The organism is Kineosporia sp. NBRC 101677 (genome assembly GCF_030269265.1).
In the GTDB taxonomy this organism is placed as follows: Bacteria; Actinomycetota; Actinomycetes; order Actinomycetales; family Kineosporiaceae; genus Kineosporia; species Kineosporia rhizophila.
The window spans coordinates 38,128-57,306 of the sequence record NZ_BSTA01000013.1 but is presented as its reverse complement, the minus strand read 5'-3'; the positions used below and the strand labels follow the sequence as shown (position 1 = coordinate 57,306).

Below are 19,179 nucleotides of genomic sequence, written 5' to 3'. Positions count from 1 at the left end.
GCTTTCACTCCGGCGGCCCATGCATCTGACCGGCGAAAGCTCCTACCGTCCGGACATGCCCACTCTTCTGGATGTGCTGCCGCGCAACGTGGCGGCCGAGCGCGCTCGTCGCGGGTGGCTGCAGAAGGATCTGGCCAAGCAGCTCGGCTGGGGCGGCACCAAGGTGTCGGAACTGGAGACGGGCGCCCGCCGGGTGCAGGTCGACGAGCTCGGCCCGCTGTGCCGGGCCCTCGGGGTGCCGCTGTGGAAGCTGGCCGAGGGAACCGACCCCGAGGAGCTCGAGGCGCTCGGCCTCACGCCGCCGCACTGATCCCTGGTCGCGAGTTGTTGATCTCGGGGTGACGTCCTCCACGCCCGCTGTTATCGTCAGCCGGACGAAAGAGCGTCACTCGAAGGGACCCAGAGCCGTGTCCGGCAACGAGAGAACCGAGCGCTACGACCCGTCCAGCTATCCGCCGGTCGCGGTGACCGTGGACGTGGTGCTGCTGACGATCATCGAGGACAGCCTGGCCGCGCTCCTGGTGCGCCGGGGGGCCGAGCCGTTCAAGGGCACCTACGCGCTGCCCGGCGGTTTCGTGCAGCCCGACGAGACGCTGGCGACGGCGGCGGCCCGGGAGCTCAAGGAGGAAACCGGCGCCGAGGGCATGCACCTGGAGCAGCTCGGCACCTACGGCGATCCCGGTCGTGATCCGCGGATGCGGGTGGTGAGCGTGGCCTACCTGGCGCTGATCCCGAACCCGCCGGCGGTCGCCGGCGGCAGCGACGCCGCCTCGGCCGAGTGGTCGCCGGTGGCCACGTTCCTGGACAGCACGCTGCCGGACTCCCCCTCCCTGCTGGCCTTCGACCACAGCCGGATCCTGCGGGACGGGGTCGAGCGGGCCCGCGGCAAGCTCGAGTACACCGGCCTGGCCACGGCCTTCTGCCCGGAGGAGTTCACCGTGGGCGAGCTGCGCCGGGTCTACGAGATCGTCTGGGGGGTGGACCTGGACGCCCGGAACTTCCACCGCAAGGTCACCGGCACCCTCGGGTTCCTGGAGCCGACCGGCGAGATGACCACGCGCGGTGGCGGGCGGCCGGCCCAGCTGTTCCGGCAGGGGCCGACGCAGAGCCTGAACCCACCGATCCTCAGGCCGACGCCGACCGTGGTCTGAACTCCCTGCGAGACTGATTCGGTGCAGGTAAGGGTTCTGGGGCCGCTCTCACTCGAGGCCGACGGCGCGCCGGTCGACATCGGCGGGGCGCGGTTGCGATCCCTGCTGGTCAGGCTGGCCGCCGATGCCGGGTCGTGGGTTCCGGTGAGCCGGCTGGTGGGGTCGCTGTGGCTCGACACCCCGCCCGCCGACGAGGTCAACGCCCTGCAGTCGCTGGTCTCCCGGTTGCGCCGGGCGCTGCCCCGGCCCGACCTGATCGAGTCCGGCCCGGCCGGCTACCGCCTGGTCGTGGACCGGGACGACGTGGACGCCCTGGCCTTCGAGAGTCTGGTCGGCCAGGGCCGGCGGGCCACCACCCCGGCCGAGGCCGTCGAACTGCTGAGCCAGGCGCTGCGGCTGTGGCGGGGCAGCCCGCTGGCCGAGGTGACCGACGCGCCCTACGCCGAAGCCTGGGTGGAGCGGCTGGAACGGCTGCGGCTGACCGCGATCGACGAACGGGCCGACGCCCTGCTCACTCTGGGCCGCACCACCGAACCGATCGCCGACCTGGAAGAGGTGGCGGCCCAGCACCCGCTGCGTGAGCGCACCCACGAGCTGCTGATCCGGGCGCTGGCCGCCGATGGGCGTCAGGGCGAGGCTCTGGCGGTGTACGAGCGGCTGCGTCGGGCGCTGGCCGACGAGCTGGGGCTCGACCCACCGGCAGCGCTTCAGCAACTGCAGGCGCAGGTCCTGCGGGACGATGCTGCGCTGCGCGCCCCGTCCGTGGCCGAGGACCTGGGCCCTCGCCGCACCAATCTGCGGGTGCCGCTGACCTCGTTCGTGGGGCGGCAGGCCGAGGTGGAAGGCATCACCGAGCAGCTCGGACGCGCGCGGCTGGTCACCCTGGTCGGCACCGGCGGCGCCGGCAAGACCCGGCTGGCCGGTGAGGTGGCCGGGCGCCTGAACACCCGCGACGGCGTCTGGATGGTCGAGCTCGCCCCGGTGATGGACCCGGACGACGTGCCCTCCACGGTGCTGGACAGCATCGGCTCGATCGAGCGCTCCCAGGTGGAGACCTGGGTACAGCAGAAACCCCCGCTGCGCGACGCCCGGGCCCGCCTGGTCGAGGCCCTGGCCGGCCAGGACGCGGTGGTCGTGCTGGACAACTGCGAGCACCTGATCGAGTCCTGCGCCGAGCTGGCCGGTTTCCTGCTGGCGCGGTGCCCCGACCTGACGGTGCTGGCGACCAGTCGTGAGCCGCTGGGCATCGTCGGAGAGTCGATCTGGCCGGTGCGCCCGCTGTCCACCCAGGCGTCCGACTCGCTCGACTCCCCCGCCGTGCGGCTGTTCACCGATCGGGCTGCCCTCGTGCGGCCCGGCTTCACGCTTACCCCCGACAACAGCGCCACAGTCTCAGAGATCTGCCGCCGCCTCGACGGCCTGCCGCTGGCCATCGAGCTGGCCGCCGCCCGGATGCGGACGCTCGGCCCGGAGGCCCTGGCCGGGCGTCTGGACAATCGCTTCCGGGTGCTGACCGGCGGAAACCGTACGGCCATGCCGCGGCACCAGACGTTGCGTGCGGTGGTGGCCTGGAGCTGGGAACTGCTCACCGACGACGAGCGGGCCCTGGCCGAGCAGATCTCGGTGTTCCCGGGCGGGGTCACCGCCGACACCGCGGCGGCCGTGTGCTCGGGCGGCGAGCTGGACCAGGACGTGGTCGCCGACCTGCTGCTGTCCCTGGCGGACAAGTCGCTGCTGGTGGTGACCGGGGTGGATCAGGCCCAGCCGCGCTACCGCATGCTGGAGACGATCCGCGAGTTCGCCCTGGAGCAGCTCTCGGCCCGGGGCGAGATGGCGACGGTGCGCCGGGCCCACGCGAGCTACTTCCTGGCCCTGGCCGAGACCGCAGATCCGTACCTGCGCGGCCCCGACCAGCTCACCTGGCTCGACCGGCTGACCACCGAACGCGAGAACCTCCTGGCCACACTGCGTTTCGCGGTGGAGAACCAGGACGCCGACCTGGCCGTGCGACTGGCCGGGGCGCTGGGCTGGTACTGGACCATGACCAGCCGGCACGAGGAGGCCGGCAGCTGGGCCGACCAGGCGATCCGGGTTCCAGGTGAGAGTCCGCCCGGGCCGAGGCTCTTCGCGCTGATCATGAGCACGATCAGCTCCTCCCTGACCCAGGACTCCCTGCCTTCCGACGACGCCCTCGACGCGATCGAGGAGCTCGCGGCCCAGGTCGACCTGCCCTCCGCGCATCCCCTGCTGGCCGTCGTCGCACCGGCCGTGAAGGCCTTCCGCGAGGGCATGTCCGAAGGCCGTAAGGCCCTGCAGCAGAGCCTTGACCACCCGGATCCGTGGGCCCGGGCGATGCTCAGGCTTATGTCGTCGGTGCTGGCCGAGAACGAGGGCGACTTCGAGGTCACGGCGCAGCAGATACCCCAGGCGCTGGAGATGTTCCGGCAGCTGGGCGACCGCTGGGGCATCGCCACCGCCAGCAGTCAGCTCGGCGAGATCCGGCGCACCCAGGGCGAACTCGACGAGGCGATCACCCTGCTCAGCCAGGCCGCGCGGATGATGACCGAGCTGCGGGTGGCCGACGACGAGGGCTACGCGCGGATCCGGATCGCCCGGCTGCGCAAGGACCAGGGCGACCTGGCCGGGGCCCGGCGCGACCTCGAGGCCGCCCAGCACCTCGCGACCGAGGCCGGTTCGTGGATGACCCGGGCCTTCACCCTCTCCGGTCTGGCCTCGGTGGCCGCGGCCGAGGGCGACCTGGCCACCGCCCGGCGGCTGACCGAGCAGGGCCTGGAGCTGAGCCTGAACGCCCCGCGCGGGGTGCCGCAGCTGCGCGCGCTGATGCTGAGCGAACTCACGCTCTTCGAGATCCAGGCCGGCGACCTCAGCACCGCCCGCAACCGGCTGCCCCAGGTGATGGAGCAGGCCATCGGCAGCCGGGACATGCCCGTTGCCGCCCGGGTGACGCTGACCCTCGTCCACTATCTGGCAGCTACCGATCAGCGGCCCCTGGCTGCCGAAGTGCTCGGCGCCTCAGCCGTTCTGCGCGGTTACGAGGGTCTGCGCGATCCGGACGTCTCGGTTGCCCGCCGGGCCGCCATGCTCGGCCTGGACGAAGGAGTGTTCACCGCGGCCTACGAGAAGGGCCGCTCGCTGGAGCGGCCGGAGGCGCTGGAACTGGCCACCCGGATCGCGCAGCAGAGCGCCGCCGGGCCCTCGGACCCGGCGGCGTCGTCGTAGCTTCTCAGGTGCGGGAGCGGTAGGTCCGGACGGCCAGGGGCGCGAAGATCCCCATGATCACCACGGCCGCGACCAGGGTCTGCAGCACCGGGGTGGCGATCGCGCCGCCGGTGAGCAGGCCCCGGCAGGCCTCGGTGAGGTGGGTGACCGGGTTGATCTTCACCCAGGCCTGCAGCCAGCCCGGCATGGTGTCCACCGGCACGAACATGTTCGAGCCGAAGGTCAGCGGGAACATCACCAGGAAGCCGATGCCCTGCACGGTGCCGGAGTTGCGCACCGCGGTGCCCAGGAACACCGCCACCCAGGTCAGCGAGAAGGCGAAGAAGAGCACCAGCAGACAGGCGGCCAGGGCCTGGAGCAGGTTGGTCTCCACCCGGAAGCCGATCGCGTAGCCGAACGCGAAGAGCACCACGATGGTGGTGACGAAGCGGACCAGGTCGCCCAGCACCGCGCCGACCAACGGCGCCGAGCGCGGGATGGGCAGGCTGCGGAACCGGTCGAACACGCCCTTGCTCATGTCGGTGTTCAGGTTCACCCCGATCGCCAGGGTGGCGAACAGGATCGACTGCACCAGGATGGCCGGCAGCACGAACTGCAGGTAGGCCTGCTGCGAGCCGGAGATCGCGCCGCCGAACAGGTACACGAACAGCACGGTGAAGATGATCGGCTGGATGGTCACGTCGATCAGCTGTTCCGGGGTGCGCTTGATCTTGGTGATCGAGCGGCCCGCCAGGACCAGCGAATGCCGCACCAGGGCAAAGGGTTTGGCGGGGGTCTCGGAGGTCGGCGCGGTGGGTACGTCCGGCGCCTCGGTCATCAGGGTGCTGGTCATGCCGCACGCTCCTCTTCACGGTCGCGGTCACGGACGCCGGTCAGGCTGTAGAAGACCTCGTCCAGGCTGGGCAGGTGCAGCGAGAGTTCGGTGACCGCGATCTGCGCCTCGGCCAGGCGGGCGACCACCGCGGTCAGCGCGCCGTCCCCGTCGACCGGGGTGCTCAGGACCCCGCGGGCCGGTGAGTCGACCGCCTTGCCGGAGACCTGGCCCAGCAGGGTGCGCACGCTCTCCAGGTGGGCCGGGTCGGTGGGCCGCACCTGCAGGGTCTGCCCACCGACCACGTGCTTCAGTTCGGCCGGGGTGCCGTGGGCGATCACCCGGCCGTGGTCGATCACCGTGATGTCGTCGGCGAGCGCGTCCGCCTCTTCCAGGTACTGCGTGGTCAGCAGCACGGTGGTGCCGTCGGCGACCAGACCGCGCACCAGCCGCCACACGTCGTCGCGCTTGGCTGGGTCGAGGCCGGTGGTGGGTTCGTCGAGATAGATCACGCTGGGCCGCCCGACCAGGCTGGCGGCCAGGTCGAGCCGGCGGCGCATACCGCCGGAGTAGTTCTTGGCGGGCCGGTCGGCGGCCTCGGCCAGGTCGAACTGACCCAGCAGGTGCCGGGCCCGGGCCCGGGCGTCGCGACGGCTGAGATCGAGCAGACGGCCGATCAGGACCAGGTTCTCGGTGCCGGTCAGGTCCTCGTCGACCGAGGCGTACTGGCCGGTGAGCCCGATCTGACGGCGGACCTGCGGGGCCTGGGAGACGACGTCCAGACCGGCCACGCGGGCCCGGCCCTCGTCGGGCCGCAGCAGCGTGGCCAGGATCCGGACCGCCGTGGTCTTGCCCGCGCCGTTCGGCCCGAGGACCCCGAGAACGGTGCCCTCGGTGGCCGCCAGGTCGACCCCGGCGAGGGCGGTGGTCGCGCCGAAGCGCTTGACCAGGCCCTCGGCCTCGAAGGCGAATGCCATGGGTGGCTCCCTCGGATGAGTTCAGGTGGTGCTCTGACTCGTCCAAGGTGGCCGGGCGCGCTGTCAGGCCGCGCACGCCCGGCTGTCAGCCGCTGTCAGCTCACACGTCGAAGTCGCCCCCGCCGAAGTCGCCGCCCCCGAAATCACCGCCGCCGAAGTCCCCGAAGTCACTGCCCCCGGCGTCCTCGAACTCCTGCTGGCCCGCGTCGGCCTGCTGGGTGAAGTCGTCCGCAGCGGCCTCGTAGCCCTCCTGAAACTCGCTCTCGTCGAAGCCGTCGAACATGGCGTCGGCGATGGCGGTGCCGACGAAGGCACCGGCCACCCCGGCCAGCAGACCACCGGCGACCATGCCGCCCATGCCCATGCCGCCGCCCATGCCCATCCCGCCCATGCCTCCGCCGTAGCTGGGGCGGCCGAAGCTGCGCTCCAGGGTGCCGGGGCGGCGCATCTCGGCGCGGGTGGCCATCCGGGCCAGCGACCGCGGGTCGTCGGAGGTGGCGCGCTCGTGCGGCGGTACCTCTTCGGACAGCCCGGCGAGGACCATCCGCCGCTGGTCGGGCGAGAGCTTGGCGAACGCCTCGGCGTGCGCCTCCTCGATCCGCTCGGGCGGCGCGGTCTTCAGCATGTAGCGGTAGCGGGCGATCGCGGCCTGGTCGGCCTTGGCGTCACTGCCCGGCTCGGCACCCGGGCGGGCCGGCTGCGGCGGAGGGTAGCCACCCTGCTGCGGCGCCGGCGAACCCCAGGACGGCGGCTGCTGTCCCGCGCCGTACTGCTGGTAGCCCTGCTGCTGGTAGCCCTGGTTCTGCTGGTGCTTGTCCCGTCCCAGCAGCCTGTCCAAGAAGCCCACGACGGGTCACACTCCTCCGAATAGGTGTCACGGCCTTGCACCGAGACACTGCACTCCGAAGAACGAGTCCGCGACAGCAGCGGTTCCTATGGGGTGCCCGAGGGGGCCGGGGTGATCGGCCGGCTGCGCAGCAGGGTCGCGTCCCGGCTCTGACCGCCCGGCCCGACCTGCTCCACCGAGTCCACCCCACGCCCGAACACGGTGCCCACCGCCGCCTGCAGCCCGATGAAGGCGACCAGGAACGTCACCACCACGCCCCCGGCGATCAGCCCGTACTCGACCGCCGACGATCCGCGGTCGGAGAGTGGGCGAGCGGTCACGGGTCCGACCCTACGCGCCCGGTCAAACGCGTGGTCCGACATCGACGGCGCGCCCGGGCCGGGCACCTGGGTGCGTGCGCTCAGGAAGAACCGGGAAACTACTGCGACGGTCCGATCGCCGGGCCGCGGACGGAAGGGCAGTGGTGGGGAAGAAGCGGGTACGGCCCGGCCTGGTGACGGTTCTGCTGGTGGCTCTGCTGGCCGCCTGCACCGGAGGCCCGGACGGTGGCAAGCAGGCTTCTCCGACCCGCACGGCGCAGGACCCCGACAAGCCCAACCTGGTGCTGGTGCTGGTCGACGACATGTCCATGAACCTGATGCAGTACATGCCTTCGCTGACCACGATGCAGCAGGAGGGCACCACCTTCAGCAACTACTTCGTCACCGACTCGCTCTGCTGCCCCTCCCGCGCGTCCATCTTCACCGGCCGCTACCCGCACAACACCGGGATCTACCGCAACGTCGGCGACGACGGCGGGTACGTCACGTTCAAGGCGCTCGGCCTGGAGTCGGACACCATGGCGGTGGACCTGCAGAAGGCCGGTTACCGCACGGCGATGATGGGCAAGTACCTCAACCAGTACCAGCCCGGGTTCCCGGACAAGCCGCGCAAGGTCCCGGCCGGCTGGAGCGAGTGGGCGGTGGCCGGGTACGGCTACAACGGTTTCAACTACAGCCTGAACCAGAACGGTGCGGTGGTGAAGTACGGCAGCGCCCCGGAGGACTACATCACCGACGTCCTCTCCGGCCGCGCCCAGGACTTCGTCAAGCGCGCCGGCGAGCAGCACCAGCCGTTCATGCTCGAGGTCGCACCGTTCATGCCGCACGCCCCCTACATCCCGGCGCCGCGCCACGCCGATGCCCTGCCGGACGTGAAGGCCCCGCGCACCAAGGCCTACGGGGCCCGGCCGAAGAACGCGCCCTCCTGGCTCAAGCGCTACAAGCTGACCAAGGCCGACCAGAAGAACATGGACCGCGACCACCGGCTGCGGGCCCAGACCATGCTGAGCATCGACGAGATGATCACCGCGCTGCGCAAGCAGTTCGTCGAGCTGGGCATCGCCGACAACACCTACCTGGTGTTCAGTTCCGACAACGGTTACCACATGGGTGAGCACTCGCTGACCAACGGCAAGACCACCGCCTTCGACACCGACATCAACGTGCCCTTCGTGGTGGTCGGGCCGGACGTGCCCGCCGGGAAGTCGGTCGACGCACTGGCCTCCAACATCGACATCCGTTCCACCTTCGGCGATCTGGCCGGGGCGGAGGTGCCGGACACGGTGGACGGCACCAGTCTGGCCCCGCTCTGGCGGGAGGGCGGCCAGGGCGAGGGCCGCGACTTCGTGCTGGTCGAGCACCACGGTCCGGTGACCGACAAGAAGGATCCGGACTACCCGCTGCCGGAAGGCGGTAATCCGCCGGACTACGAGGCGATCCGGGGCGCGGACTGGCTCTACGTTCTGTACGAGAGCGGCGAGCAGGAGTACTACGACATGTCCAAGGACCCGTTCCAGCTGAACAACATCGCCGCCAAGATGCCGGCCAAGCGGCTCAAGGAACTCCAGACCGCGGTGCGCCGGGCAGAGGCCTGTGCCGGCACCGCCGCCTGCACGAAGGCGCAGGGTGCGGGCGGGTGACCACGCTCGATCCGGTCAAGGCGCGGGGGGCTTTCTTCACGCCGGCACCGATCGCCCGCCACGTCACCCGCTGGGCCCTGCGCGGCCCGGGGGGCCGAGTGCTGGAGCCGGCTTCGGGGGAGGCCGCCTTTCTGCTCGCGGCCGCCGAGTCGGGTGGTTCCGAATGGCTTTTGGACGGCATTGAGCTCCACCCAGCGTCAGCGGCGGCTGCGCGTTCGGTCCTGGAGGCGACGGGGGTGCAGGCCAGCGTCACCACCGCCGACTTCTTCACGCTGACCCCGACCGGCGACTACGACGCGGTGATCGGGAACCCGCCCTACGTGCGCTATCACGACTTCACCGGCGGCGACCGGGTGCGGGCCCAGGAGGCGGCCCGGCGGGCCGGGGTGAAGCTCAGCGGCATGGCCTCCAGCTGGGCGGCGTTCACCGTGCACGCGGCCGGTTTCCTGCGGCCGGGCGGCAGACTCGGCCTGGTGCTGCCGGCCGAACTGCTCAGCGTGAACTATGCCGCGCCGGTGCGTCGCTACCTGCTGGAGAACTTCGCCCAGGTGCGGCTGGTGGCCTTCACCGAGCGCGTCTTCCCGGGCGTGGTGGCCGAGATCGTGTTGCTGCTGGCCGAGGGCTTCGGTCAGGGCGGGCCCGCCCCGCACCGGCTGCAGACGCTGCAGGTCCGTAATGCGGCGGCCCTTTCGGACGAGCTCGAGTTCGCCTCGTTCACGGTGCGGGCCCCCGAGCAGAAGTGGACGTCGGCGCTGATCCCGGCCGGAGGGCTGAGGGCATTTGAGAAGCTGCTGCCGAGTGCGGGCTTCGGCGTGCTGGGCGACTGGGGCAAGGTCTCGCTCGGCATCGTCACCGGCAACAACGGTTTCTTCGCCCTGAGCCCGGAGCAGGCCGCCGGGCTCGGCCTGGGCCCGGCCGACCTCCTGCCGCTCTCCCCGCCCGGCTCCTCGCACCTGCGCAACCTGGAGTTCTCCGCCGAAGACCTGGCCGAACTCGGCCGGGCCGGTGCCGCCACCTGGCTCTTCCGCCCGCCGGACCGGCGTACCCCGGCTGCCACTGCATATGTACGAGCGGGGGAAGAGCTGGGAGTGCACGAGGCCTACAAGTGCCGCATCCGTACTCCGTGGTGGCAGGTACGCCTGGTACCCCCGCCCGATCTGCTGCTGACCTACATGAACGCCGATGCTCCGCGGTTGGTCGAGAACACCGCCCGAGCGCATCACTTGAACTCCGTGCACGGCCTTCACCTCAGCCAAGGAGCGGCCTGGGCCGCCGGGCTCCTGCCGATGGCCGGCCTGTGCTCGGTGACCCTGCTGGGCTGCGAGACCATTGGCCGCTCCTACGGCGGAGGACTGCTCAAACTGGAGCCGAGCGAGGCCAAGCAACTGCCCCTGCCCTCCCCTGAGCTGCTGCGCGACGCAGCCCCGGCCCTGCTCGCCGTCCGCCCGGCGGTGGCCGCCGCCCTGGCCCAGGCCCGGCTCGCCGACGCGGTTGAACTGGTGGACGAGGCCCTGCTGGTCCGGACGCTGGGCCTGCCCGCCGAGACGGTGCACCACCTGCGGGCCGCCCACGCGCACCTGCAGGCCCGCCGGCAGGACCGGGCCCGCACCCGCTTCGCCCTCAATAGGTCTTCCGGCTGATGACGTCGGACCCGGCCGGCCTCAAACTGTCTCCGGCCCGGGTGCACCACCCGGACTGTCCCACCCCCGAAGCAACAGGGAGCTCGAAGCAATGGTCAGCGCCAGCACTCATTGGACCGGCGATCTGCAGAAGGGCAAGGGCCAGGTCGCCCTGGACTCCTCGGAACTGGGCACGTTCGAGGTCTCGCTGCCGACCCGGCTGCAGGCTCAGAAGGGGCACACCACCCCCGAGGAACTGCTTGCCGCGGCCTACTCGTCCTGCCTGGCGATGAACTTCTCCGGTGTCCTGGCCGCAGAGGGCCTGGAGGCCGAGCACATCGACGTCTCGGCCGACGCCCGGCTGGGCGCCGACCCGGCCGGCGGCAACCGCATCACCATCGCCCTGACCGTGCGGGTGAAGCTGGCCGGCGTGGACGCCGACCGGTTCGCCGCCCTGGCCACCAAGGCCAAGGACACCTGCCCGGTGGGCAAGGCGCTGGCGAGCGCCGAGATCAGCCTGGACGCCGCCCTGGTCTGAGCATCCGTGGAGGTCCTGGGCCGGGCGGCCCGGGACCTCTACAGACTGACCAGACCGTGCTGGTGGGCGAACACCACGATCTGCACCCGGTCGCGCAGCGCGAGCTTGCGCAGGATCGAGCCCACGTGGGTCTTCACCGTGGACTCGCTGGCGAACACCCGGGCGGCGATCTCGGTGTTCGACAGGCCCCGGGCCACCGCCTCGAACACCTCACGTTCCTTCTCGGTGAGCGAGACGTAGGCCGGCGGCACCGGGACCGCCTCCTGGAACTGGTTGTCCAGCAACGTGGACAGGTCGCTGGGGGCCAGCACGGCGTTGCCGGTGTGCACCGTGCGGATGGCGTCGCGCAGCATCAGCGGAGTGGTGTCCTTGAGCAGGAAACCGCTGGCGCCGTAACGGATCGCCCGGGCCGCGCGGTCGTCCAGGTTGAACGTGGTGAGCACGATTACCCGCACCGGCCGGGACCGTCGGCTCATCCGGTCGGGCTGGAAGATCTGGCGGGTGGCCTCCACCCCGTCCATCTCCGGCATCCGGATGTCCATCAGGACCACGTCCGGTTCCAGCTCGTCGACCAGCCGGACGGCCTCCAGGCCGTCGCCGGCCGAGCCGACCACGCTCATCCCGGGCTGGGCGTTGATGATCACCTGCACGCCGGCCCGGAACAGCTCCTGGTCGTCGACCAGCAGCACACGGATGTCGGTCTCGCTCATCTTCCGCTCACGGGCACCCACGCGGTCACGGTGAAGACCTGTCCTTCCGGCTCGGAACGCTTACGGACGTCGAGCTTGCCACCCACCGCCTCCAGCCGGCGACGCATCCCCTCGAGGCCCTGCCCGCGCCGCGGCCCCGAGCCGTCCGGGTCGATCGGGATCTCGGCGGTGTCACCCAGCGGCCCGCCGGACCAGTTGCGCACCTCGATCCGCAGGTCCTGCCCCCAGGCGCCCTCCGGCCAGTGGCGTTCGACCTGGACCGGGCGGTCCCGGCGGCCGTGCCGGATCGCGTTGGTCAGCATCTCCTGCACCACCCGGTGGGCCACCACCTCCAGCTCCGGCGGCAGCGGGCGGGACTGCCCGATCTCGGTGGCCTGCACCTCGTGCCCGCTGGAGCGCACGCCCTGGATCAGTTCCTCGTAGGAGCCCGGCGAGGCGGCCGCCGCGGCCTGCTGGGCGCCGGCCAGGACCTGGCGGATGTCCTGCAGGGACGAACGGGCCGAGGTGGCGATGGTGGCCATGGTCTGCTTCAGCACCACCGGGTCGTCGTCGAGGAACTGGGCCGACTCGGCCTGGGCGAGGATCACCGCCAGCGAGTGCCCCACCACGTCGTGCACGTCGGAGGCCAGCCGGGCCTGCTCCTCCCGCAGCGCGGCGATCTCCCGGGCCTGCTCGGTCTCGCGCTGGGCGCGGGCGGTGTCGGCCTCGGCCACCTCCAGCGAGGCCTCGGAGGCGTGGGCCCGCACCCCGAACCGCACCGCCAGCCCGATCAGCCAGGGCACCAGCAGCAGCGTGAGGATGAACGCGGCCGACATCACCGGCCAGGACAGGCCGAGTGCCTCCGCGGCCAGCTCCACCGGCACCCCACCGGCGAACAACGACATCGAGTCGCGGCCCATGGCGCTCATGAAGCCCAGGCCGCCGAGGACCCCGCCCGGCACCGACGCCAGGCTCGCCCACAGCGTCACCGTGCTGCCCCAGCGCGCGGTGGCGAAGGCGACGTACGCGATCGTGAACTGCACCAGCATGATGTCCAGCTGGCTGGTCAGCTGGATCAGGCCCACCACCCAGACCACTCCCAGCGCCGCCAGGGAGTAGTGCCGGGCCAGGGCCACCGCCACCGCCATGCCCAGGACCAGCACCCCGACCTGCGGCCGCCCACTGGTCCAGTAGCTGACGAAGACCGTCTCGGCGAAGCCGGCGAAGAACACCACGAGCCCGGCCAGCAGGTCCGGCCACCAGGCGCGCAGCAGCCGCAGCAGGTCGTCCTGGGAGATGTTGCTCTGGTTCACCGGGTCCGCCTCCTCGATGCGGTGGAGCTCATGACAGAGCGTCCCGCACCAGCAGGTCGACCAGGGCCGGGTAGCCGGTGCCGCCGGCCGCGAACATCTTCGGCACCTGCGACTGCTCGGTGAAGCCGGGCACGGTGTTGACCTCGTTGAGCACCGGCCCGTCGGCGGTCAGGAAGAAGTCGATCCGGGCCACCCCGGCACAGCCGAGCGCGTCGTACATCGCCACCGCGGCCGTCTCCAGCGCCTTGCGCTCGGCCCCGGTCAGGTCGGCCGGCACCCGCAGGTCGGCACTGCCGTCGTACTTGCTCTCCAGATCGAAGATCCCGGTCCCGACGACGATCTCGAGCGCGGGAGCGATCAGCCGGGAGCCGTCCGGGCGGCCGAGCACGGCCACGTCCACCTCCCGCCCGGCGATCAGGTCCTCCACCAGCACCCGGTCGTCGAGACCGAAGGCCACCTCGAGCGCCTTCGCCAGCCCCGCCTCGTCCTCGATCAGGGCCACCCCGTGACTCGACCCGGCCGACACCGGCTTGACCACCACCGGATGGCTGAAAACGTATGAAGCGGCCGTGTTCCGGGTAAGCAGCAGGCCCGGGGCAACCGCGATCCCGACCGCCTGGGCCACCAGCTTGGTGACCCATTTGTCCATGGCGACCGCACCCGTCCGTACGCCTGAACCGACGTAGGGCACCTGGGCCAGCTCGCAGAGTGCGGCCAGCGTCCCGTCCTCGCCGTGCGCCCCGTGCAGCATCGGCAGCACCACGTCGCAGGTCCCGATCACCCGCACCGCACCGGCCAGGCCGATCGGACGCCACTCCTCGTCACGCCACACCCCGGTCCGGTCGACACTCAGCCGGACCACCTCGTAACCCTCACTGCTCAGGGCTTTCTCGACCGCAGCGGCGGAGGCCAGCGAGACCTCGTGCTCACAGTTCTGCCCGCCGCCGATCACGGCCACCCGGATCCTGTCGTTCATCTCTGCCTCCCCGGGCCGGCGGACCGCACCCTACGAACCGGCCGGGTACCCAGACCGGTCACTACTTCGTGCTCGATAGTTCCTGCCCACGAGGCCCATTCGGCCACCGTCGGCTCGCCCTGCTCGCCCGGTCCGAAGACGGTGACCAGATCTCCCGGCCGCGCCGAACTGCCTGGGCCGAGGTCGATCACCGCCATGTCCATCGAGATCCGGCCGACCAGCGCCCGCCGCCTTCCCCCGACCAGCACCTGCGCCTGACCGGAAGCTGCGCGGGGCAGCCCGTCCGCATAGCCCAGGGCGATCAGCCCCAGCACGGTCGCTTCCGGCGCTACCCAGCCGTGGCCGTAACCCACCCCGGTGCCCGCACCGACCTGCCGCACACTCACCAGCGGAGCGGTCAGGGTCAGCGCCGGGCGCAGCCGGTTCAGCGGGTCGATACCGAACAGTCCGGCCCCGATCCGGCTCATCGTGTGATGGCTCAGCGGGTCGTTCAGAGTGCCGGCGGTAGCGGCCAGATGGAGGTGCTGGGGTTGCAGCCCGGCCGCCCGGGCCACCCGCACACCCCAGTCGAAGCGCTCGCGCTGCACCGCGTTCACCGGGTCGGCCGGCACATCGGCGCTGCTCAGATGGCCCATCACTCCCACCACCCGAAGGTGCTGGGCCTGAGCTGCGGCGGCACACAGCGCGGGCCAGACCGCCGGTTCGGCGCCGTCGCGGGCCAGGCCGCAGTCCAGGTGCAGGTGCACCGCGGTGCCCGCAGGCAGCGCAGTCAGGTGCTGCAGGCTGGGGACGGCCACCTCGACCTCGGCCGCCACCGCCTGGCGCCAGTCCGTGGCGACCGGGTTGAGCCAGCTGAGAACGGGGGCTCGGATGCCGGCCGCGCGCAACGCCAGGGCCTCGGCCAGGCTCGTCACGCCCAGCCGGGTGGCTCCGTTGACCAGGGCGGTACGGGCGACCTGGGTGGCACCGTGGCCGAAGCCGTCGGCCTTCACCACCGCCATCAGTTCACCGTCGATCAGCTGGCGGAAGTGCCGGGTGTTGGCGGCCACGGCGGTCAGGTCCACGCTCAGCTCGGGCTTGCCCGTTTCCGCCCCGCCGAGGGGGAGGGAACGGGCATGATCAACAAGAGTCATGCCGCACTCGTCTCCCGCACCGGTCCGTAGACGGCGTACCGGGCGCTGACTCCCAGGGCCCAGTAACGGTCGCCGAACGACCAGTGCCACCACTCGGTGGGGTAGTTGACCAGGCCCACCGAGTGGAGCGCGGCGGCAAGGAGGCGGCGGTTGTAACGGGCCGCGGCGTCGATCAGGGGAGAGTCGAAGTAGCAGGCCCCGTTCGAGGTCTCGGGGGTCGCGTCGATCTCGGTGCCCAGATCGAGCTCTTGCCCGTCGCTGTCCACGATGGTCAGGTCCACTGCAGCGCCGGCGACATGCGGAGCCACATCGATCGGTGACACGAACCGGGCCACCAGGCTCTTCAGCGCCTCAGGGGGAGCATCCGGATGAGCGGCCCGCACCTCGGCGCTGTAGCGGTCGATGATGGCCTGCTGCTGTCCGACCGGACGGTGCCCCTCCACCACCCGAAGCCGCAGCCCCCGGGGCAGCATGGTCTGCGCCGAGGCCAGCCGACTGGCCAGACTCGCGCGCACCGGGGCCTGAGCCGGTCCATAGGCGGGAGACAGGCGCACCATGGGTTCGCCGGACTCACGCACCGGGACGGCGGACACCCGGGGGTCGGAGAGAAGAACTGTCACGATGAACAACATCGGCGTTCGGACGGATTGATCGCGTCCCCCTCAGGTACTAGAGGGCTGCCCATTGGGACAGCAAGTGAGACCTAGGTATGACGCGCTGACCCACCCTCGCGCGAAAGAGTCGAGGAATGATCCCGATGACTCTCGGCGAGATCGCCCTTACCTGTGGCGGTGAGGTCCAGGGCAACCTGGGCCGGCGCACCGTCCAAGTGACCGGCGGCGCCTATCTGGACAGCCGTAACCCGGTTCCCGGTGGTCTTTTCGTGGCTCTGCAGGGAGCCGAGTCGGATGGGCACGACTACGCCGCCGGCGCGCACGCCGTGCTCGGATCCCGCCCCACCGACGCACCGACGGTGGTGGTCCCCGATCCGGTGGTGGCACTCGCGCTGCTCGCCCGCCGGGTGGTGCAGCGGGTGCGGCCGCGGGTTTTCGCTCTGACCGGTTCGCACGGAAAGACCGGGACGAAGGACTTCCTGGCCGCCGCCCTGCCGGGTGCGGTGGCCACCGCGGGCAATCGGAACAACGAGCTCGGAGTGCCCCTGACCTGCCTGGGCGTGAGTGCGACCACGGATCAGCTGGTGCTGGAGATGGGCGCCCGCGCGGTGGGGCACCTGTCCTGGCTGACCACGATCGCCCCGCCCGACGTGGCGAGTGTGCTGAACGTGGGCAGCGCGCACGTGGGCCGCTTCGGCTCGACGAAGCTGATCGCGCAGGCCAAGGGGGAGCTGATCGAGTCGCTCGGAGCAGACGGGGTGGCCGTGCTGAACGGGGACGACCCCCGGCTGATGAGCATGGCTCCCCGGACCGTGGCGCCGGTGACCACCTTCGGGCGACGGGGCGAGGTGACCTGGAGGCGCACAACAATGGACGATCTGGGCCGGCCGGCCTTCGAACTCGGGTACCAGGGGCGGTGGGCTCCGGTGCGGCTGCTGCGCAGCGGCGAGCACCAGGTCCGGAACGCGGCCGCAGCCGCGGCGATGGCGCTGGCCGTGGGCGAGGCGCTGGAGGACGTCGCGGAGCGGCTCAGCCAGGTCGGCCCCACCGCGCACCGCCTGCAGCCCCGCACCCGCGCCGACGGCCTGCTGGTGCTCGACGACACGTACAACTCCAACCCGGATGCGGTGATGGCCGCGCTGTCCTGTCTGGAGCGGATCGGCCGGGGCCGGTCCGGGCGCACCGTCGCGGTGCTCGGTGAGATGCACGAGCTCGGCTCCCACGCGGCCGAATCCCACCGTCAGATCGGTGCTTTGGCCCGGATCTTCGACATCGACCGGGTGGTGGCGATCGGCCCGGGCGCCGGACCCACCGCCCGCGAGGCCGGCGGGGAGCACCTGCCCGACCCGGAAGCGGCTCTGCAGTGGCTGCGTTCGAACCTCGAGCCGGAGGACGTGGTGCTGGTCAAGGGGGCCCGGGCCGGCGCGCTCGACGAGCTGGTCGAGTCGCTGCTGGAGTTCGTGCCGTCGAGGCCCCGACCGGTCGGCGCAGCGCGGTGACGCTGTGAGCTGAGTTTGCCTGGTGTGAGGTGGGTAACGTTGATGGTGCCGCCTCACACCGGCGTTCGTCGTGACGGGACAAAACTCAGAAGGCCCCCGGTTTCCCGGGGGCCTTCTGATGTGCGGTGCGCGAGGGGGGAGTTGAACCCCCATGCCCTTTCGGGCACACGGACCTGAACCGTGCGCGTCTGCCTATTCCGCCACTCGCGCTTGCTGCATGCAGAACGTTAGCACGGTTCGGAGGGCGCTCAGGACGGCCCACGAGCCGGCCGCCCCCGCCGTCGTGGGGGAGCCGGGCATCTGGGGATAATCGTGGTGATCTCCGGTTCCCCGTCGCATCCGCGAGTTGGACCGGCTCGCGGATACGCTGGAGGTGACCGGTTCCATGACGCGGATCGTCGCGCACCCCTCACCCGTTGGGCGTAGGGGAACGACGCGGCGGCCGCCGAGATACGGACTGGTCGTGCACTGCGCAGTGACTGCGGCAGGATCTACCCCGACCGCCAGTCACTCACCGGACCGGGAGGAGGTAGCCGTGGGAATGTTCGACCGCATGGAGAAGGGCATCGAACGCGCCGTGAACGGCGCCTTCGCCAAGGCCTTCAGAAGTGAGGTGCAGCCGGTCGAGATCGCCAGCGCTCTGCGCCGCGAGATCGACGACCGCGCCACCGTGGTCGCCCGTGGCCGCACGCTCGCGCCGAACACCTTCGTGGTGGAACTCGGCCAGGGCGACTACTCACGCCTCGGCGAATGGCAGGACACGCTCGGCGACGAGCTCCGCGACGTGGTCGCCGAGCACGCCGGCACCCAGGAGTACTCCTTCGTCGGGCCGATCTCGGTCCGCTTCGAGGAGGCGCAAGACCTCGACACCGGCCTGTTCCGGGTTCGCAGCACCACCACCCGTGGCACCCGTCCCCAGCAGGCTCACCCGCAGCAGCAGGCGCTCTCCCGCGCGCCCCAGCCGCAGGGCTACGAGCAGCCGGGGTACGAGGGCTACGGTCACCAGCCCCCGGTCCACCAGCAGCCGGATCATCCGTCTCTGGTCGTGGACGGCCGGGTGTACCCCATCACCGCGGCGGTCACCGTGATCGGCCGCGGTACCGAGGCCGACGTGATCGTCGACGACATCGGTGTGTCCCGGAGGCACGCCGAGGTCCGGGTCGAGGGCGACCGCCTGGTCGCCGCCGACCTGGGGTCGACCAACGGCACCTTCGTCGACGGCGAGCGGATCAGTACCGCCGAGGTCGTCGACGGGAGCCAGATCAAGATCGGCCGTAGCACCCTCGTCGTCCGCTTCGGATCATGGTGATGAAACCGCGATGAGCGAGCTCACGCTGACCCTGCTGCGGCTGGGTTTCCTCGCACTGCTCTGGCTGCTGGTGCTGTCGGTCGTGGCGGTCCTGCGCCGCGACCTGTTCAACAGTGCCCGGGCCGGGCGCCGCCCGGCGATGGCCGGAGCCCCGGCCCCGATGCCGGGGGGCGGTGGTGGCAGGCCCCAGACCCAGCAACCCGAACCGCCACTTCCGACACAACTTGTCGTGACTGCGGGATCACTGAAAGGCACCGTGATTCCCCTGGGCCAGGCTCCGATCCTGATCGGACGGGCCCCGGAGAGCACGCTCGTGCTCGACGACGACTACGCCTCCGGCCGGCATGCCAGGCTGTCGTTGCGGCACGGTGTCTGGATGGTCGAAGATCTCGGGTCAACCAACGGGACCTTCTTGGGACGCAACCGCGTTCAGGACCCGGTACCGATCGCCCCCGGAGCACAGGTCCGGATCGGGCGTACCGTCCTAGAGCTGCGGAGGTAAG

The 19,179-nt window shown here is 71.2% G+C and carries 18 protein-coding genes and 1 tRNA gene; 9 read left to right on the top strand and 10 right to left on the bottom strand.

The annotated features are described in order from the left end of the window. The first annotated feature begins 55 nt into the window (after window positions 1-55). The 3 genes from QSK18_RS30060 (at window position 56) to QSK18_RS30050 (ending at window position 4,391) form a co-directional block, all read left to right on the top strand. A complete protein-coding gene (locus QSK18_RS30060; protein WP_232811530.1) occupies window positions 56-310 on the top strand; it encodes a helix-turn-helix domain-containing protein in 255 nt (84 codons plus the stop codon). 97 nt (window positions 311-407) lie between these two features. Continuing rightward, window positions 408-1,151 carry an NUDIX hydrolase gene (locus QSK18_RS30055; protein WP_232811529.1) on the top strand — a complete coding sequence of 248 codons (744 nt, stop codon included), beginning with the start codon at window positions 408-410 and terminating at the stop codon, window positions 1,149-1,151. A gap of 21 nt (window positions 1,152-1,172) precedes the next feature. Beyond that, window positions 1,173-4,391, top strand: coding sequence for an AfsR/SARP family transcriptional regulator (locus QSK18_RS30050; RefSeq protein ID WP_285626118.1), 3,219 nt, complete (start codon window positions 1,173-1,175; stop codon window positions 4,389-4,391). A 4-nt stretch (window positions 4,392-4,395) separates the two neighbouring features. Here QSK18_RS30050 and QSK18_RS30045 read toward each other — a convergent pair whose 3' ends face one another. The 4 genes from QSK18_RS30045 to QSK18_RS30030 all read right to left on the bottom strand — a co-directional run bounded on the left by QSK18_RS30045 (window position 4,396) and on the right by QSK18_RS30030 (window position 7,346). Continuing rightward, entirely contained in the window at window positions 4,396-5,223 is an 828-nt protein-coding gene (locus tag QSK18_RS30045; protein WP_232811527.1) for an ABC transporter permease, read from the bottom strand. Then, complete coding sequence (locus tag QSK18_RS30040; RefSeq protein ID WP_232811526.1) at window positions 5,220-6,179, bottom strand: ATP-binding cassette domain-containing protein; 960 nt, start codon at window positions 6,177-6,179, stop codon at window positions 5,220-5,222. Before QSK18_RS30040 ends, QSK18_RS30045 begins: the two co-directional genes overlap by 4 nt. A gap of 100 nt (window positions 6,180-6,279) precedes the next feature. After that, a complete protein-coding gene (locus QSK18_RS30035) occupies window positions 6,280-7,026 on the bottom strand; it encodes a hypothetical protein (RefSeq protein ID WP_232811525.1) in 747 nt (248 codons plus the stop codon). Between the two features lie 86 nt (window positions 7,027-7,112). Continuing rightward, window positions 7,113-7,346 carry a Flp family type IVb pilin gene (locus tag QSK18_RS30030; RefSeq protein ID WP_232811524.1) on the bottom strand — a complete coding sequence of 78 codons (234 nt, stop codon included), beginning with the start codon at window positions 7,344-7,346 and terminating at the stop codon, window positions 7,113-7,115. Window positions 7,347-7,486: 140 nt separating this feature from the next. Between QSK18_RS30030 and QSK18_RS30025 the strand changes: the two genes are divergently transcribed. The 3 genes from QSK18_RS30025 to QSK18_RS30015 all read left to right on the top strand — a co-directional run bounded on the left by QSK18_RS30025 (window position 7,487) and on the right by QSK18_RS30015 (window position 11,143). Next, window positions 7,487-8,986 (top strand): sulfatase family protein, encoded by a 1,500-nt coding sequence (locus QSK18_RS30025; protein ID WP_232811523.1) that lies wholly within the window; start codon window positions 7,487-7,489, stop codon window positions 8,984-8,986. Further along, window positions 8,983-10,626 (top strand): Eco57I restriction-modification methylase domain-containing protein, encoded by a 1,644-nt coding sequence (locus tag QSK18_RS30020; protein WP_285626113.1) that lies wholly within the window; start codon window positions 8,983-8,985, stop codon window positions 10,624-10,626. The genes QSK18_RS30025 and QSK18_RS30020 overlap by 4 nt, the downstream gene beginning before the upstream one ends. Before the next feature lie 91 nt (window positions 10,627-10,717). After that, window positions 10,718-11,143: an OsmC family peroxiredoxin gene (locus tag QSK18_RS30015; RefSeq protein WP_232811521.1), complete on the top strand. Its 426-nt coding sequence runs from the start codon at window positions 10,718-10,720 to the stop codon at window positions 11,141-11,143. A gap of 38 nt (window positions 11,144-11,181) precedes the next feature. Here the strand turns inward: QSK18_RS30015 and QSK18_RS30010 are convergent, their stop codons facing one another. The 5 genes from QSK18_RS30010 to QSK18_RS29990 are packed head-to-tail and all read right to left on the bottom strand — an operon-like array spanning window position 11,182 to window position 15,874. Next, complete coding sequence (locus QSK18_RS30010) at window positions 11,182-11,853, bottom strand: response regulator (protein ID WP_232811520.1); 672 nt, start codon at window positions 11,851-11,853, stop codon at window positions 11,182-11,184. Continuing rightward, window positions 11,850-13,145, bottom strand: a complete 1,296-nt coding sequence (locus QSK18_RS30005) for a sensor histidine kinase (RefSeq protein WP_285626099.1) — start codon at window positions 13,143-13,145, stop codon at window positions 11,850-11,852. The genes QSK18_RS30010 and QSK18_RS30005 overlap by 4 nt, the downstream gene beginning before the upstream one ends. A gap of 28 nt (window positions 13,146-13,173) precedes the next feature. Then, window positions 13,174-14,121, bottom strand: coding sequence for a D-alanine--D-alanine ligase family protein (locus QSK18_RS30000; protein WP_232811518.1), 948 nt, complete (start codon window positions 14,119-14,121; stop codon window positions 13,174-13,176). After that, the gene (gene alr / locus QSK18_RS29995) at window positions 14,118-15,254 is read right to left on the bottom strand and encodes an alanine racemase (protein WP_285626094.1); all 1,137 of its coding nucleotides are present in this window, start codon (window positions 15,252-15,254) and stop codon (window positions 14,118-14,120) included. Before alr ends, QSK18_RS30000 begins: the two co-directional genes overlap by 4 nt. Then, window positions 15,251-15,874 (bottom strand): M15 family metallopeptidase, encoded by a 624-nt coding sequence (locus QSK18_RS29990; protein WP_232811516.1) that lies wholly within the window; start codon window positions 15,872-15,874, stop codon window positions 15,251-15,253. The genes alr and QSK18_RS29990 overlap by 4 nt, the downstream gene beginning before the upstream one ends. A 128-nt stretch (window positions 15,875-16,002) precedes the next feature. Between QSK18_RS29990 and QSK18_RS29985 the strand changes: the two genes are divergently transcribed. Continuing rightward, the gene (locus QSK18_RS29985) at window positions 16,003-17,367 is read left to right on the top strand and encodes a UDP-N-acetylmuramoyl-tripeptide--D-alanyl-D-alanine ligase (protein ID WP_285626089.1); all 1,365 of its coding nucleotides are present in this window, start codon (window positions 16,003-16,005) and stop codon (window positions 17,365-17,367) included. Window positions 17,368-17,493: 126 nt separating this feature from the next. Here the strand turns inward: QSK18_RS29985 and QSK18_RS29980 are convergent. After that, a tRNA-Leu gene (locus QSK18_RS29980) sits at window positions 17,494-17,577 on the bottom strand. A gap of 331 nt (window positions 17,578-17,908) precedes the next feature. On the opposite strand from QSK18_RS29980, the gene QSK18_RS29975 reads away from it, so the two are divergent. Further along, on the top strand, window positions 17,909-18,676 hold the full coding sequence (locus QSK18_RS29975) for an FHA domain-containing protein (protein WP_232811649.1): 768 nt from the start codon (window positions 17,909-17,911) through the stop codon (window positions 18,674-18,676). Between the two features lie 10 nt (window positions 18,677-18,686). Beyond that, entirely contained in the window at window positions 18,687-19,178 is a 492-nt protein-coding gene (locus tag QSK18_RS29970; protein WP_232811514.1) for an FHA domain-containing protein FhaB/FipA, read from the top strand. Window position 19,179 lies beyond the last annotated feature (1 nt).

Coding starts and splice junctions, on each gene's coding strand:
- QSK18_RS30060 (WP_232811530.1), top strand. CDS start 56: ATGCCCACTCTTCTGGATGTGCTGCCGCGCAACGTGGCGGCCGAGCGC.
- QSK18_RS30045 (WP_232811527.1), bottom strand. CDS start 5,223: ATGACCAGCACCCTGATGACCGAGGCGCCGGACGTACCCACCGCGCCG.
- QSK18_RS30040 (WP_232811526.1), bottom strand. CDS start 6,179: ATGGCATTCGCCTTCGAGGCCGAGGGCCTGGTCAAGCGCTTCGGCGCG.
- QSK18_RS30015 (WP_232811521.1), top strand. CDS start 10,718: ATGGTCAGCGCCAGCACTCATTGGACCGGCGATCTGCAGAAGGGCAAG.
- QSK18_RS30010 (WP_232811520.1), bottom strand. CDS start 11,853: ATGAGCGAGACCGACATCCGTGTGCTGCTGGTCGACGACCAGGAGCTG.
- QSK18_RS30000 (WP_232811518.1), bottom strand. CDS start 14,121: ATGAACGACAGGATCCGGGTGGCCGTGATCGGCGGCGGGCAGAACTGT.
- alr (WP_285626094.1), bottom strand. CDS start 15,254: ATGACTCTTGTTGATCATGCCCGTTCCCTCCCCCTCGGCGGGGCGGAA.
- QSK18_RS29985 (WP_285626089.1), top strand. CDS start 16,003: ATGATCCCGATGACTCTCGGCGAGATCGCCCTTACCTGTGGCGGTGAG.
- QSK18_RS29975 (WP_232811649.1), top strand. CDS start 17,909: ATGTTCGACCGCATGGAGAAGGGCATCGAACGCGCCGTGAACGGCGCC.
- QSK18_RS29970 (WP_232811514.1), top strand. CDS start 18,687: ATGAGCGAGCTCACGCTGACCCTGCTGCGGCTGGGTTTCCTCGCACTG.